This is a genomic window from Chroococcidiopsis sp. [FACHB-1243], assembly GCF_014696895.1.
GTDB lineage: Bacteria > Cyanobacteriota > Cyanobacteriia > Cyanobacteriales > Chroococcidiopsidaceae > Chroococcidiopsis.
This window is the reverse complement of sequence record NZ_JACJQX010000004.1, coordinates 66,002-78,667: the sequence shown is the minus strand read 5'-3', so window position 1 is coordinate 78,667 and position 12,666 is coordinate 66,002. Positions and strand designations below refer to the sequence as shown.

The window sequence follows — 12,666 nt, the reverse complement described above, 5'->3', positions numbered from 1 at the left end:
GTGCGTCGAGAGATTACAATAGGCGAAATACGATCGTGCAGTTGCTAATGATGCCTGTCGAGCCAAACTCGGAACCATTAGGACCAGTGAGGAAACCAGATTCAACTAGACCTAAGATGTGAAATTCTTCGCGTAGCTGGGTGCGATCGCCGTTGTTTACTGCATCCTGCGTCCACTCATAAAGGTTGATATCCCAAAGTGGGCTATAGTCATTCGCGATCGTCGGGATACCTCCTAAAACGTTATTAGGGCGATAACCGTCAGTTAAAGCTGCATACAACCCTTGACGTTGTGGATTCTTACAACCATTTTGCTGCGGTCCATTTATAGCAATAAAAATCCGCTCGACAGCACTGCTAAAACTATCGTCGCCACCTACTTCTATGTTCTGCAAAGCAGGGGCAGAAGTTGCACCTTCGATTGCGGCTACCGTTGGATCGCTGGAATCCATTGAAACATACCAAACCGGACGACCGAAACTGAAACCGTTAACCAAGTTTAAGGTGACAGTCATTTTCTCAGTATCGATCGCCACAACCTCGTCCGTGTACTAGCTTGTAGTCGGGGTTGCCAGTAGGAAAATTAATCTTGTAGCAATTCTCAATTGCGTGCGTGACATTTGTAGGGGCGCTTTCTCTGTGCGCTCCAGAGAGAGCGTGTATTTTACCCAATTGAAAACTGCTATCAGCCAATCCTCGATCGCGATCGAGTTTGAGATGATTCTTGATACAGCGTAATTTGCTACTGTTGTTGCGATAGGGCATCTAGGGGCAATTGGACAATATAAACTACCCATGGGGGAACTTCAGCTATTGCTCTACGGTCATAGAACTATCTGAATATCTGTTTTAGTCTTCTTCTATGGCAATACATCGCGTTATTGCTAGCAGATTTTTATTGGGACAGTTAGGAGCAAACAAAATTTCAACTACTAGCTAAAAGTTGACATAATAAACGATAATAAAAATTATAATTATTTTACAATTGTGTCACCTAACATGGATTGCTAACAACAATCCAGTGTATTTGTTAGGAAAATTATTGGGTAGTAGGAATGACAGTTTCTCAGATTAAAAGTCAGGGGATAGAGCAGAGAGAACTCAGGCGCGTGAGGCGATCGCGTCTCGCTACGCTAGTTATGCTAAGTATTGTGGCATTTTCTAGTCTGATAGTTGGGGGATGGTTTGCCGGAGAAGGCAGAATTATTTCGATTTTTTTACAATTACAAAATTTTCAAAACAATCCTCCTTTCTGGTTAGAAGTACCAATGCTATCAGGAGGATATTTACTAGCTCCCACAATTGTTTTACTACTAATTGTGATGCTAGTCATGCGAATTTCTCCCAAACCGAAACGATGGTCGCGGCAAATTGTAGTAGCAATATTACTGCTTTTGACTATTCGTTATATTATTTGGCGATCGCTAACTACACTCAATCTTGCTACTCCCCTCAATGGTGTATTTAGTCTGGGATTATTGTTTTTAGAATTCCTTGTATTAACTAGCGGTACGATTCAACTATTTTTAATGTTGAATGTCAAAGACCGCAGCCGCGAAGCCGACCGCTTTGCTGTAGCCGTGCTTGATGGTAATTTTACTCCAACTGTTGATATTTTAATTCCTACTTATAACGAGCCTACTTTTATCCTCAAACGGACTATTATCGGTTGCCAAGCACTAGAGTATCCACATAAAAAAGTTTACTTGCTTGACGACACGCGCCGAGCAGAAGTTAAAGACCTAGCTACAGAATTAGGCTGTCAATATTTAACTCGCTCCGACAACAAGCACGCCAAAGCAGGTAACTTAAATCACGCGATCGCCAAAACACAAGGCGAGTTAATCGTTGTCTTTGATGCCGATTTTGTCCCAACTAAAAATTTTCTCACTCGAACTGTTGGCTTTTTCCAAAACGAAAAAATTGCTTTAGTTCAAACACCTCAAAGTTTTTATAACGCCGATCCAATCGCCCGTAATTTAGGGTTGGAAGATGCAGTTACTCCCGAAGAAGAAGTTTTTTATCGTCAAATTCAGCCCATTAGAGATGGAGCTGATAGCGTCATTTGCGCTGGTACTTCTTTTGTTGTCAGACGTAAAGCATTACAAGCTGCTGGCGGTTTTGTGACAGATTCTTTGAGCGAAGATTACTTTACTGGAATTCGTTTATCGGCGCAGGGTTATCGACTAGTTTATTTAGATGAAAAACTCAGTGCTGGTTTAGCAGCCGAAAACATCGCCGCTCATGCTACGCAAAGGATCAGATGGGCGCAAGGGACGTTACAAGCATTTTTTATCGATGCCAACCCTTTAACTATCAAAGGATTGCGACCTTTACAAAGAATTGCGCATTTAGAAGGATTATTGCATTGGTTCACTAGTATTTCCCGGGTTGGATTTTTATTTATGCCGCTTGCCTATTCATTTCTAGGAGTAATTCCACTCAGGGCAACAGCAACCGAATTGTTATATTTCTTTTTGCCTTACTATTTAGTTCAACTCTCAGTATTTGCTTGGTTGAATCACCGCTCTCGCTCGGCTTTACTATCAGATATATACTCTTTAGTTCTATGTTTTCCCTTGGCTTTGACAGTAATTCAAGTCATGTTAAGACCGTTTGCCAAAGGATTTAAAGTCACTCCAAAAGGACAACAACGCGATCGCTTTTCATTTAATTGGAAACTAGCTTCACCTTTAATTATTGTGTTTGCGATCACAGCTATCAGTCTGTGGCGCAACTTAGGAATGTCTATGGCGAAAGCAGAGTGGGCAACAACAGTACCATTAGAAATTGCTCAACAAATTCGAGGTATTGGTTTGGGTTGGCTGTGGAGTGGCTACAACTTAATTATGTTGGGTATTGCAATTTTAATTCTGCTCGACGCTCCCAAACCAGATGTTTACGATTGGTTTGCTCTCCGGCGAACAGTAAGGTGCAATATTCAAGGGGAAAATTATTGGGGAGTCACGACGATGATTTCTGAAGTTGGAGCGGAAATTGCTTTGACACAAAAAGCAATAATTTCAGCAGCAGAAATGCAGCCAGTCACGTTAGAAATTATGGAGGAAGGAGTAGAATTAACTGGTCAAGTGATTCGGACTGGATTTCAAAATGAATTTCCTACAGTCAGGGTTGTGTTTCAGCAACTCAGTCTCAGTCACCATCGCCGCTTAGTAGAAATATTATTTTGTCGCCCTGGACAATGGAAGCGCCACAACACGCCAGGGGAATTTAAATCGATTTTGCTGATTTTGAAAATTCTATTCCGACCGCGAATCATATTCGATCGCAACATAGATGTCAATGCGATCGCAGTTTCTCAAGGGTAGTAGGGTGGGCGATGCCCACTTTACCATTTCAGAAAAGCTGCCTCAAGTCCTTGTTCGCGTCTAATCTTGCCATCCTTCTCAAACCAGGCTACCACTTGCTCTGCTGTTAAATCTTCCATCTTTACCCCGTAATCTTCAGCTATATGTTTCAATAGCCGCAGGGATGAAACCGTTAGCCTAGTTAAAAACTTTTCTGGAGAAGATAGCAAGGCTGCATCAACCCTGGCTGACTCTTCCGCCGAAAGAAATTGCATTGAAGGTTGTTGGTCTAGATTCATAAAACTAGTTTGGTAATGGGTAATTGGTCATAGGTAGTTGGTTGATTTCTATTTTTGGCTTTTAACTTTTGTACGGGCGGATTCACCAGACAACTCTGATGCCGACGAAGATTTTAGCTAAACCCGCCCGTACGACTTACCTCTAACCCCTAACCCCTAGCTCTGACTAAATAACCACAACGATGTTCGCCGTCAATAATCCAGTGGGTACGCTCAACTTGACAATCAGGTAAAACTGTGGCAAACATTTCTAATTCGTGTCCGCAGACTACAGGGAAGGATTCAGCAACGTTGGCAATGGCGCAATTATGTTCGGTAATGATAAATCCTCTAGCTGAATTCTCTTCGTTGACAAAATACCATTCTGCCATGTAACCTTCAGCTTTCCTCAATTCTACCAAGTTGGCGACTCGCTCTTGCAGCGAACCATCTCCAACGCGATCGCGGTATTCTAGAGCTTTACGCTCCCATTGCATTCGTAAAATCGTCCCCATTTGTTCTCGCCCCACTGTTTGGGCGAGGGTGTCGAGTAGGGAAACGGCAAATTGTCCGTGGCTGTCTCCCCCTCCGTCATTAATTGTACGACGCAGGCGATCGCGCCCGCGATCGCTTAGTTTATATACGTGTTGCGGTCGCCCCATTCCCAGGTGAACTGCTTGATATAAGAGTAGTTCCTCTGCTTCTAGATCCTTTAAATGGCGACGAATCGCTTGTGGACTGACATCAAGCTCTGTGGCTAGCTCCTGTGCCGTGGCTTGCCCCTGCTTCATCAAATATTGCAGAATATCCTGCTTGGTCGAGGGCTGCTGCGTTGTCACCATTGTCATTCCAAAGTTTTCATCTGAAAATTTTACTTTGACAACATACCTGTTGTTAATGTAGCGTAAAATGGAGAAAGGTTAAACAACAAGCGTGTTGTTTTAGTTACGATTTTTACAACGAGGAAGGTGGGAAGGGGTTAGACCACCCGTCTTTCATCCTTAAAGAGCTACTTCGAGCATTTCAGCCCAACCGAGAGAACACTACCAATGAGTGCAACTGTCAAAACCATCGTCAACCAGCCTTACAAGTACGGCTTTATTACCGACATCGAGGCAGATATCATTCCTCGCGGTCTGAGTGAAGACGTTATCCGCCTGATCTCTGCTAAGAAAGAAGAACCAGAGTTCATGTTGGAATTTCGTCTGAGAGCCTATCGTCAATGGCTGAAGATGACAGAACCTACTTGGCACAGTGTCCAGTATCCTCCTATCAACTATCAAGATATTATCTACTATTCCGCGCCGAAAAAGAAACCAAAGCAACTGAATAGCTTGGAAGAAGTCGATCCGGCGCTGTTGGAAACTTTTGAAAAGCTTGGTATTCCCATATCAGAACAGAAGCGTCTATCTAATGTCGCAGTAGATGCCATTTTTGACAGCGTTTCTGTAGCGACTACCTTCAAGGAAAAGCTAGCCAAAGAAGGTGTAATTTTCTGCTCGATTTCCGAAGCTTTACGGGAATATCCAGAGTTGGTACAGAAATATCTGGGTAGTGTCGTCCCAACAGCAGATAATTACTTCGCGGCACTCAATTCCGCTGTATTTAGTGACGGTTCCTTCGTTTATATCCCCAAAAACACCAAATGCCCGATGGAACTGTCTACATACTTCCGCATCAACAGCGGCGATACAGGACAGTTCGAGCGGACTTTGATTGTAGCCGAGGAAGGGAGCTACGTTTCATACCTAGAAGGCTGTACCGCACCGATGTACGACACTAACCAGCTACACGCGGCGGTGGTGGAACTTGTCGCTTTAGACAATGCTGAGATTAAATACTCTACCGTGCAAAACTGGTACGCTGGCGACGAGAAGGGTAAAGGTGGGATTTACAACTTCGTCACCAAGCGCGGTTTGTGCCAAGGAGTTAATTCTAAAATTTCTTGGACGCAGGTAGAAACGGGTTCGGCGATTACTTGGAAGTATCCTAGTTGCGTGTTAGTCGGCGATAACTCTGTCGGTGAGTTTTATTCTGTGGCGCTGACGAATAATATGCAGCAAGCCGATACAGGAACGAAGATGATCCATGTTGGTAAGAATACTCGCAGCACGATTATTTCCAAGGGAATTTCTGCCGGGAACTCTAGCAACAGCTACCGTGGTTTGGTGAAAGTTAACCCGAAAGCACAAGGAGCGCGGAATTATTCTCAGTGCGATTCAATGTTGATTGGAGATAATGCGCGGGCGAATACATTCCCCTACATTCAGGTACAGAATAACACTGCCAAGATCGAGCATGAAGCTTCGACTTCTAAGATTGGTGAAGATCAGTTATTCTACTTCGCACAACGAGGTATTTCTTCAGAAGATGCAATCTCGATGATGATTAGCGGTTTCTGTAAGGACGTATTTAACCAACTGCCAATGGAATTTGCTGTAGAAGCCGATCGCCTGCTGAGTCTGAAACTGGAAGGTAGTGTGGGTTAATAAAGTAGGGTGGGCAATGCTCACCCTCAATCAAGCGATTCGCAAGTGAATAGAGAGAGCGCAGAGGACGTAGAGAGTAATGATTATTGAAAATAGTGAAATTTTGCTGTCGGTGAAAGACCTGACAGCTGAAGTTGATGGGAATCCAATTTTAAAGGGAGTAAATTTAGCAGTCCGCGCTGGAGAAATCCATGCGATCATGGGACCGAATGGCTCTGGTAAAAGCACTTTTTCTAAAGCCTTAGCAGGACATCCAGCTTATGAAGTGACGGGGGGTGAAGCAATTTTTCAAGGTAAAGATTTGCTGGAGATGGAACCGGAAGAACGAGCTAGAACTGGAGTTTTTCTGGCATTTCAGTATCCCTTAGAAATCCCTGGCGTAAGTAATTTAGATTTTTTACGAGTTGCCTACAATTCTCGCCGAAAAGAGCAAGGTTTAGAAGAATTGGATGCATTTGATTTTGACGATTTGATCCAAGAAAAATTGGATGTTGTCAAGATGGATGCGGCTTTCTTAAATCGCAGCGTGAATGAAGGGTTTTCGGGCGGCGAGAAGAAGCGGAACGAAATTTTGCAAATGGCACTGTTGGAACCAAAAATTGCAATTTTGGATGAAACAGATTCTGGTTTGGATATTGACGCGCTGAAGATTGTTGCTAATGGCGTGAATCAATTAGCCAGCCCTGAGAATGCCACAATTCTAATTACCCACTACCAACGATTGCTCAACTACATCGTCCCAGATTACGTCCATGTTATGGCTGGGGGACGGATTATTAAGAGTGGTGGTAAGGAATTGGCGCTTGAATTAGAATCCCGTGGCTACGATTGGGTGTTGGAAGCTGCAACTGAGGTAGGAGTGTAATGAGTATTCAAGTTTCTCCGACAGTTACGAATGGCAGTCATGCTCATGTGTTGGGTGGGGATAACTACTTGTTAGAATTATTGCAACAGTGTCAATCGCGAGATTCAATCGCCTCTCTAAAAGAAATTCGCGATCGCGCCTCTGATATAATTCGTCAATCTACTCTCCCTACTACCAAAATTGAAGAGTGGCGGTTTACTGATTTATCTGCTTTAAAACAGTTTAACTTTCAAGTAGCGGCTCCCACCGGATTACCAGCAGCACTGGTGACACCACTTACTTTCTCAGAAGCAGCAAATAGCCGTTTGGTATTTATCAACGGGGTGTATGCGTCAGAACATTCTGCAATCGGTGATTTACCGAAAGGCGTAGTAGTTAGCAATTTATCAGGATTACCAGCAGAATACCGCGATCGCCTGAACAACTACCTGGCAAAATCTGAGGGAGGACAAGAAGTATTTACCGCCCTCAACACGGCTGCAATTACAGATGTTGCTGTCGTCTGGATTCCTAAGAATGTTGTCGTAGAAACTCCCATCCACCTACTATTTATCGCTAATTCCTTCCGCACGCCAACGATTCAGCAGCCGCGCTGCTTGGTAGTAGCGGAAACTGGTAGTAGCGTCACGCTGGTGGAAGACTACTTAAATCAATTTAATATTGAAGATCCTGAAGAAGGCGAAGCCGAAGTTGGAGAGACGGTATACTTTACCAACGCTGTTACGGAAATCTGGCTGGGAGAAAATGCCCAAGTTAGTCATACTAGAGTTGAACGGGAAAGCGTAGAAGCATTCCATATTGGTAAAACTGCGATTACTCAAGCACGAGATAGCCGTTACACCTGCAATGCGATTACTTTAGGGGCAAAACTGTCGCGCCACAATTTAGAAATTTTCCAGACAGGGGAACAGACAGAAACAATTCTCAACGGCTTAACTATAATAGCAGGGCAACAAACAGCCGATACCCATAGCGCGATCGCTCTCAATTATCCTTATGGTATGAGTCGTCAACTCCATAAATGCATTGTTGCCGATAAAGCCCACACTGTATTTAATGGTAGAGTGTTTGTTGCTCAAGCCGCTCAACTTACGGATGCAGGACAACTGAACCGCAACTTACTCCTCTCTTCCAAAGCTAGAGTAGACACCAAGCCTCAACTGGAAATTATCGCTGATAACGTCAAGTGCAGTCACGGTGCTACTGTCAGCCAGTTGGAAGACGATGAGATTTTCTACCTGCAAAGTCGTGGAATTAACGCTGCTGACGCTCAAAATTTGTTAGTTAACGCCTTTGCTGCTGAGATTATTAACCAACTACCAATTCCCTCTTTACAACGAACTCTGCTCAAAGCCGTCATGCTAAGTCATAAGTCGTAAGTCGTAAGTACCCCACAATGAAAATCAGGGGTTTATATTCCTACTCTCCATCTAATCATGACTTTTACCCAAGCAAGAACCCTCGCCGATATCGTCCGCGCTGACTTCCCAATCCTGCATCAAGAAGTCAATGGCAAACCATTGGTGTACCTCGACAACGCCGCCACCTCTCAAAAACCTTTACTCGTCCTCAACACCTTACGGGATTATTACGAGCAATATAACTCCAACGTCCATCGCGGCGTGCATACCCTAGCGGCTAAAGCAACCGAGGCTTATGAAGGGGCGCGGGATAAAGTAGCTGCGTTTGTCAATGCGGCGCAGCGAGAAGAAATTGTGTTTACCCGCAATGCTACTGAAGCAATAAACTTAGTTGCTTATAGTTGGGGTAATAGCAATATTCAACGGGGCGATGAAATTGTCCTTTCCGTGATGGAACACCACAGCAACCTAGTACCTTGGCAACTCCTAGCACAAAGAACGGGTGCAGTGTTGAAGTTTGTCGAACTAACTCCAGAAGAAGAGTTTAATTTAGAGCAATATAAGTCTTTAATTTCCGACAAAACAAAACTTGTGGCTGTGGTTCACGTCTCTAATACTTTGGGATGCATTAACCCAGTACAAGAAATAATTGCGATCGCCCATCAACACGGTGCGAAAGTTTTGATCGATGCTTGCCAAAGCGTACCACATATGCCTGTCAACGTACAGCAAATGGACTGCGACTGGTTAGTAGCTTCCGGTCATAAAATGTGCGCTCCTACGGGAATTGGATTTTTGTATGGAAAACTAGAATTGTTGCGATCGATGCCACCGTTTTTGGGTGGTGGTGAGATGATCGCCGACGTGTATTTAGACCGTTCTACCTACGCCGATTTACCGCACAAATTTGAAGCAGGTACGCCAGCAATCGGAGAAGCGATCGCCCTCGGTGCAGCTGTAGACTATTTAGGGGCGATCGGCATGGATAAAATTTATGCTTACGAATCGGAATTAACGCAATATCTGTTTGAGCAACTCGCTCAAATTTCTGAAGTCCGCACCTACGGACCATTAACTAAAGTAGCAGGTGTGGGTAGAGCTGCATTAGCTTCATTTACGGTTGGTGATGTCCATCCTCACGATTTATCTACTCTACTAGATCAAGCTGGGGTTGCTATTCGCGCCGGACACCACTGTACGCAGCCTTTACATCGTTACATCCACGCTCAGTCTACCGCACGGGCAAGTTTATCTTTTTACAATACCCGTGAAGAGATTGACATATTTATTATTGCTTTGAAGGAAGCGGTAGAATTTTTTAATAGTATCTTCGGTTAAGGTAAAAGGGTGGGCTTAGCTCACCCAATTGACTCTAAAGCCAGTGGATATGATTACTTATTCAACTCCAGCAGAGTCTAGAGTAGTGCTACACAACATTAGCTGGGAAACCTTTGAAGCCTTGCTTAAAGAAACAGGTGAAAACAGAGGTTCTCGCTTTGCTTATGACCGTGGCACTTTAGAGATTATGACTCCACTTCTCGAACACGAAAGCCATAAAATTCAGCTCGATCGCTTTATAGTTGTTTTAGCTGAAGAATTAAAGATTGAAATAAAAAGTGCTGATTCAACAACTCTAAAACGCTAAATAGCTAATCGCGGTATAGAACCAGATTGTTGTTTTTATATTCAAAACGAGTTAGCACTTAGAGGCAAGCTAAAGTTAGATTTAGGAACCGATCTGCCGCCTGACTTAGCAATTGAAATTGATGTTAATAGTAGTTCTGTAAATAAACTTGGTATTTATGCTGCTTTAGGTGTTCCTGAACTTTGGAAATACGACGGAAAAGAATTAAAATTTTATTGACTAGAAGTAGAGGAGTATAGAGAGCGTGATGTGAGTCTTGCTTTTCCTCTTATATCTGTTAAAGATATGAGTAATTTTATGCAACAGATTCCCATGCCGGGAGAAGTAGCTTTACTCAAATCTTTTCGAGCTTGGGTAAGGGATAAAATTGTTTAATTGAGCAATGAATAGGAAGTTTACTGAAGTATAGATTTCATTCGATCGCTTTATCTTCTATCCTAGCTCAATTCCTCAATTAGATTATGGATAGCATTCCATACCATACAACCGTGCATAACTCGTCTCAATTGTGGCTAATAAACTTTAGCGCTCCAGCAAGCGCACAAAATAGCCGCGAGGAATGCATTTATGAGAGAGCATACAAACGATGGGCGATCGGGCAACTTAAACGAAAAAGATAAGCGATCGCTCGTACAGAAATATTTACAAAATCCTTTTTCTGTTACTTGGTCAAAATTAGCAGATCTACTATATCCAGAAATTTTGCTTGGCGAATCTGCTGAAGAAGTACAGCCGAACAATTCATCCCAATCGCAGGAATCTAATTCTATTTGCGATCGCAACTTATATCCTCGGTTTACAGATCGGGTCGATCCTTCACTATACTACACAGTTTTCTTTCCGCATCAACGATACTAATTTACAACTGGTAGGCTTACCTTACTTTCATGTTAAATGCCTAAATACCATTTTGAGAATATCTGGCTGGCTGAAAGGCTTAGTTAAGTAACCTGAAGCACCGACAACTCTAGCTTTGACTCGGTTAATAATTCCTGTATTTGCCGTCACCATAATAATCGGCGTGTCTTTAAATAGAGAATGATTGCGGAGCAAACGACACAATTCATAACCGTCAATTCCTGCCATATTTACATCTAATAAGATGAGATTTGGCTTGACTTTAATAATCTGCATTAAAGCTTTAACAGGATTATCAATTGTAAAAACTGAAAATAAGTCGTCTTCTAAAAACTTTTTCAGTTCCTGTAACATTGCTGGGCTATCGTCCACACAAACAATTTTATACTTATTTCTCGTAGCCGGAGCATCGGGAATAACAGTCGGTGGGGATGTGGGAGTCTCTATATGCGTGGGAGGAACTGGGGGTGTTGTCCGCGTAATCGGGAAGTTAACTGGTGGCTGAGAGCTATGCTTGACTGGCTCTGAGTGTGGCTGCGGAGACTGTATGGGGAGAGATTCTTGCTTTGTCGTAGGGAACTGCGTCTCTCTGACTGGTTCGCGCTCGAAAGCTTTTGGAGTTGCAGCCAGCCGGCGATCGCTAATGTGGCGATCGCGGATATCATCTAGCGGTAAGGGGACTTTTTCCGGTATGACAATTGGTGTTGTTGATGGCGATGCAGTCTGTTCAAAGGTTCTTGGTAATTGGTCAAATGGCGCATAGGGGTCTTGCAACAAAATTGTTCCTGCTGCAATATACTGGTGTAGGTTTTGCGCTAATTCAAGTTCGTCTTGATTTAATAGAATTGCCAGATGACGAAAACTGAAACCTTTGAGAATCGTACTAAACTTTTGCTGAATTTCCGACGGAATTTGCTGTTCTAATTTGTGACGGTTAGAAAAATAAAGCCGCTGGTAGGGTGAGAAAATTTCTGGTGCTAGAGCTTGCCACTTTTGCAGGCGCTTTTGACATAGATCGACAATCGGCTGTAGTTCGAGCCGACAAAAAATTTGCTCTAAGTTTGAGTTGCTGCTAAAGTCGTACTGCCCCGATTTCACTAATAAAAACGACTCGATCGTTTCTCCAACCAATTCTGCAACTAATTCTGCTGCTTGTTCGGCATTTAAATATTGATGGTTAACTAACCAACCAATTGCTTGATATTCGGGATTAGTATCTGACCGCTGTTCTGCTTCAGTTTCAAAAATCAAACTTAATTGCGCTCTAGTTTCACTTGTCAGCGTCGGTACTTTATAACTGAGGCGATGCAAATGACAGTCGAGGCGATCGAAGGCAGCAATTGAATGGGAAGCATAAGTAATCTTTCCCTCTTCAAGATATACCGACCATGTAACAGCACTGCTAGTCACCTTTAACAAGGCACTATCATAACAACTAGACAAGTGCGCTAATAAACTCAGCGGACTTAACTTCTGAAAGGTTCCACAGCTAGCCATTTAGCACTTAAACCTTTTTCCAAGCGAGCGAATACTTTAACTGACAATGCCTATTTAGCAAAGCCTTAATTTCGAGCAATTTGAGTGTTTTTGTCTGAATCAATTGAGGTAAGAGGATTGAGGTAACCTAGTTAAGTTTATTAAAATATTGTAAGCTGTATCTGCTCTTAACACCGCTAGAACCCCTGCAAATCATAAAAAATTGACGGAAGGCTAACAGTTTCTATTGACTATAGCGCAATCTATAAAAATTAACCATCCAGTTTACAGTTTTTAGCTATTGGCGTATGACAAAGGATTTGGACATATAGAAAAACAATCTATGGGAAAGTTAAGTAATTTGTCGCCTTGGTCTTGTATGCGTAG

General features: G+C 43.0%; 11 protein-coding genes and 1 pseudogene. 7 read left to right on the top strand and 5 right to left on the bottom strand.

Going from position 1 to position 12,666, the window contains the following annotated elements; translation table 11 throughout:
- Positions 1 to 13: 13 nt before the first annotated feature.
- Together H6G17_RS04175 and H6G17_RS04170 are read right to left on the bottom strand one after the other, a co-directional pair.
- Positions 14 to 535, bottom strand: a complete 522-nt coding sequence (locus H6G17_RS04175; protein WP_192154431.1) for a hypothetical protein — start codon at positions 533 to 535, stop codon at positions 14 to 16.
- Complete coding sequence (locus H6G17_RS04170) at positions 519 to 764, bottom strand: hypothetical protein (RefSeq protein WP_192154429.1); 246 nt, start codon at positions 762 to 764, stop codon at positions 519 to 521. Before H6G17_RS04170 ends, H6G17_RS04175 begins: the two co-directional genes overlap by 17 nt.
- A gap of 290 nt (positions 765 to 1,054) precedes the next feature.
- Between H6G17_RS04170 and H6G17_RS04165 the strand changes: the two genes are divergently transcribed.
- A complete protein-coding gene (locus H6G17_RS04165; RefSeq protein ID WP_192154427.1) occupies positions 1,055 to 3,328 on the top strand; it encodes a cellulose synthase catalytic subunit in 2,274 nt (757 codons plus the stop codon).
- Positions 3,329 to 3,348: 20 nt separating this feature from the next.
- Here H6G17_RS04165 and H6G17_RS04160 read toward each other — a convergent pair whose 3' ends face one another.
- Together H6G17_RS04160 and sufR are read right to left on the bottom strand one after the other, a co-directional pair.
- On the bottom strand, positions 3,349 to 3,606 hold the full coding sequence (locus tag H6G17_RS04160; RefSeq protein WP_192154425.1) for a hypothetical protein: 258 nt from the start codon (positions 3,604 to 3,606) through the stop codon (positions 3,349 to 3,351).
- A gap of 149 nt (positions 3,607 to 3,755) precedes the next feature.
- Entirely contained in the window at positions 3,756 to 4,427 is a 672-nt protein-coding gene (sufR, locus tag H6G17_RS04155) for an iron-sulfur cluster biosynthesis transcriptional regulator SufR (protein ID WP_192154663.1), read from the bottom strand.
- A gap of 207 nt (positions 4,428 to 4,634) precedes the next feature.
- Here sufR and sufB point away from each other — a divergent pair, with 207 nt between their 5' ends.
- The 6 genes and pseudogenes from sufB (at position 4,635) to H6G17_RS04125 (ending at position 10,803) form a co-directional block, all read left to right on the top strand.
- The gene (gene sufB, locus H6G17_RS04150) at positions 4,635 to 6,074 is read left to right on the top strand and encodes a Fe-S cluster assembly protein SufB (protein ID WP_015154063.1); all 1,440 of its coding nucleotides are present in this window, start codon (positions 4,635 to 4,637) and stop codon (positions 6,072 to 6,074) included.
- 79 nt (positions 6,075 to 6,153) lie between these two features.
- Entirely contained in the window at positions 6,154 to 6,939 is a 786-nt protein-coding gene (gene sufC / locus H6G17_RS04145) for a Fe-S cluster assembly ATPase SufC (RefSeq protein ID WP_192154423.1), read from the top strand.
- Positions 6,939 to 8,318 (top strand): Fe-S cluster assembly protein SufD, encoded by a 1,380-nt coding sequence (sufD, locus tag H6G17_RS04140; RefSeq protein WP_192154421.1) that lies wholly within the window; start codon positions 6,939 to 6,941, stop codon positions 8,316 to 8,318. The genes sufC and sufD overlap by 1 nt, the downstream gene beginning before the upstream one ends.
- Before the next feature lie 57 nt (positions 8,319 to 8,375).
- On the top strand, positions 8,376 to 9,638 hold the full coding sequence (locus tag H6G17_RS04135; RefSeq protein ID WP_192154419.1) for a SufS family cysteine desulfurase: 1,263 nt from the start codon (positions 8,376 to 8,378) through the stop codon (positions 9,636 to 9,638).
- 49 nt (positions 9,639 to 9,687) lie between these two features.
- Positions 9,688 to 10,320, top strand: a pseudogene (locus H6G17_RS34520) (Uma2 family endonuclease).
- Positions 10,321 to 10,512: 192 nt separating this feature from the next.
- A complete protein-coding gene (locus H6G17_RS04125; RefSeq protein WP_192154417.1) occupies positions 10,513 to 10,803 on the top strand; it encodes a hypothetical protein in 291 nt (96 codons plus the stop codon).
- Between the two features lie 27 nt (positions 10,804 to 10,830).
- On the opposite strand, the gene H6G17_RS04120 is transcribed toward H6G17_RS04125, so the two are convergent.
- Entirely contained in the window at positions 10,831 to 12,300 is a 1,470-nt protein-coding gene (locus tag H6G17_RS04120) for a response regulator (RefSeq protein ID WP_192154415.1), read from the bottom strand.
- Positions 12,301 to 12,666: the final 366 nt, after the last annotated feature.

Bases quoted from the DNA above. Each gene is read 5' to 3' on its own strand.
- H6G17_RS04170 (WP_192154429.1), bottom strand. From the start codon at position 764: ATGCCCTATCGCAACAACAGTAGCAAATTACGCTGTATCAAGAATCAT.
- sufD (WP_192154421.1), top strand. From the start codon at position 6,939: ATGAGTATTCAAGTTTCTCCGACAGTTACGAATGGCAGTCATGCTCAT.
- H6G17_RS04125 (WP_192154417.1), top strand. From the start codon at position 10,513: ATGAGAGAGCATACAAACGATGGGCGATCGGGCAACTTAAACGAAAAA.
- H6G17_RS04135 (WP_192154419.1), top strand. From the start codon at position 8,376: ATGACTTTTACCCAAGCAAGAACCCTCGCCGATATCGTCCGCGCTGAC.
- sufR (WP_192154663.1), bottom strand. From the start codon at position 4,427: ATGGTGACAACGCAGCAGCCCTCGACCAAGCAGGATATTCTGCAATAT.
- H6G17_RS04160 (WP_192154425.1), bottom strand. From the start codon at position 3,606: ATGAATCTAGACCAACAACCTTCAATGCAATTTCTTTCGGCGGAAGAG.
- sufC (WP_192154423.1), top strand. From the start codon at position 6,154: ATGATTATTGAAAATAGTGAAATTTTGCTGTCGGTGAAAGACCTGACA.
- H6G17_RS04120 (WP_192154415.1), bottom strand. From the start codon at position 12,300: ATGGCTAGCTGTGGAACCTTTCAGAAGTTAAGTCCGCTGAGTTTATTA.
- sufB (WP_015154063.1), top strand. From the start codon at position 4,635: ATGAGTGCAACTGTCAAAACCATCGTCAACCAGCCTTACAAGTACGGC.
- H6G17_RS04165 (WP_192154427.1), top strand. From the start codon at position 1,055: ATGACAGTTTCTCAGATTAAAAGTCAGGGGATAGAGCAGAGAGAACTC.